This is a genomic window from Mesorhizobium sp. M7A.F.Ca.CA.002.05.1.1, assembly GCF_003998335.1.
Classification (GTDB): Bacteria; Pseudomonadota; Alphaproteobacteria; order Rhizobiales; family Rhizobiaceae; genus Mesorhizobium.
In genome coordinates this window covers 1-1,310 of sequence record NZ_RZQI01001239.1, presented here as the reverse complement: position 1 = coordinate 1,310, position 1,310 = coordinate 1, and the positions used below count along the sequence as shown (strand labels likewise).

Annotated in this window: 3 protein-coding genes; 2 read left to right on the top strand and 1 reads right to left on the bottom strand. The window is 56.1% G+C overall.

The genetic code is table 11. From position 1 onward, the window contains the following. The first annotated feature begins 74 nt into the window (after nucleotides 1-74). Both EN939_RS34490 and EN939_RS34485 read left to right on the top strand, forming a co-directional pair. Nucleotides 75-284 (top strand): DUF2945 domain-containing protein, encoded by a 210-nt coding sequence (locus EN939_RS34490; protein WP_127270674.1) that lies wholly within the window; start codon nucleotides 75-77, stop codon nucleotides 282-284. Between the two features lie 2 nt (nucleotides 285-286). Next, nucleotides 287-823: a DUF488 domain-containing protein gene (locus tag EN939_RS34485; RefSeq protein WP_206517121.1), complete on the top strand. Its 537-nt coding sequence runs from the start codon at nucleotides 287-289 to the stop codon at nucleotides 821-823. Between the two features lie 141 nt (nucleotides 824-964). Here the strand turns inward: EN939_RS34485 and EN939_RS34480 are convergent. Then, nucleotides 965-1,310: nitrilase-related carbon-nitrogen hydrolase (locus EN939_RS34480; protein WP_335930818.1), on the bottom strand; the 346-nt coding region annotated here is incomplete at its 5' end.

Here is a 1,310-nt window from a genome sequence, read left to right as displayed (position 1 = left end):
GGCCGACCCATTCACCTGAAAAGACCGAGCCCGAGTTCTTCACTGACAAGATCTTTATGATGAAAAGGTGAACCATGCCGAAATATCACATTGGCGATCACGTCACTTGGAACTCGGAAGCGGGATCTGCGAGCGGCAGTATCATACGAATCCATGAAGAGGATTTCGTTTTCAAGGGATACACCCATCACGCCTCCAACGAAGAGCCGCAATATGAAATAAGGAGTGACAGAACGGATCATATCGCAGCCCATATAGAGAGGGCGCTCTCCAGAAAGCTGTGATCATGCAGTTCTATTCAATTGGCCATTCTACACGCTCTTTTCGCCAGTTTGCGGCGATTCTCGAACGCGCCTCTATAGACCTGATTGCCGACGTGAGAGCGTTTCCCCGGTCGCGCCGTAATCCCGAGTACAACATAGACATATTGCCGATCACTCTGGGCGCGTCCAGTATTTCTTATGAGTATTTTGCTGACTTGGGTGGCCGCCGACAGTGGCAAGTCGACGTGCCTGATTGCTGCAATGCGCTTTGGCGAAATCGCAGTTTTCACAACTACGCGGACTATGCACTATCAGACGCTTTTCAAGACTCTCTCGACGCGCTGATCTCACGAGGCAGCACAAACAAACTGGCGGTGATGTGTTCGGAGGCCGTCTGGTGGCGTTGTCATCGACGAATAATCGCGGACCATCTTATTTCACGCGGCCACGCCGTTTGTCACCTGATGGGCCTGGGGCAAATGAGCCGGGCGACGCTCACCGCAGGTGCGGTTGTTATAGAGCATGGACGTGTGGTTTATCCGCCCAGTGAGTCTGACTAGCGAAGCTGGCCCCATTTTACCGCCCTTAGGTCGACCTGACGGGGGCGCCGCCGATGCGTTGAGTGCGTCGAAGGATCTGAATCACGACCAGATCAAATGTATTCGCGAACATCCGTCGTGGGCGTTCTCTGGATGCTGTAGTCACTGGCGTGCCGGTTCCGTGACATAGCAGGGATAGTCTGCCTGCGCCCGCGAAGACCTTGCAGCGTCCAACTCGATAATGACGATTGGTCGGTCAGATGATGTCGTTGCAAGCAGCCGCCCGCCGGGAGCAAAGGCGAAGCCGCGACCGCCGAAGAGCGGCCCCTGATGTCCAAGCCGGCCGCTCCGGTTTGAACTGACCACGTAGCAGCCACTCACAAGCGCAGCCATCGCGCCGGCGATCTGCCAGGACCGGTAGTCTGGGCCAGTTGCGCGCGGCAGAGCAATTAGGCTGGCGCCGTTGCGTCCATATGCGCGAGCGTGTTCATTGAACATCGCCTCGGTG

What these genes read in the sequence shown, in the direction of transcription:
- EN939_RS34485 (WP_206517121.1), top strand. Translation starts at nt 287, where the DNA reads ATGCAGTTCTATTCAATTGGCCATTCTACACGCTCTTTTCGCCAGTTT.
- EN939_RS34490 (WP_127270674.1), top strand. Translation starts at nt 75, where the DNA reads ATGCCGAAATATCACATTGGCGATCACGTCACTTGGAACTCGGAAGCG.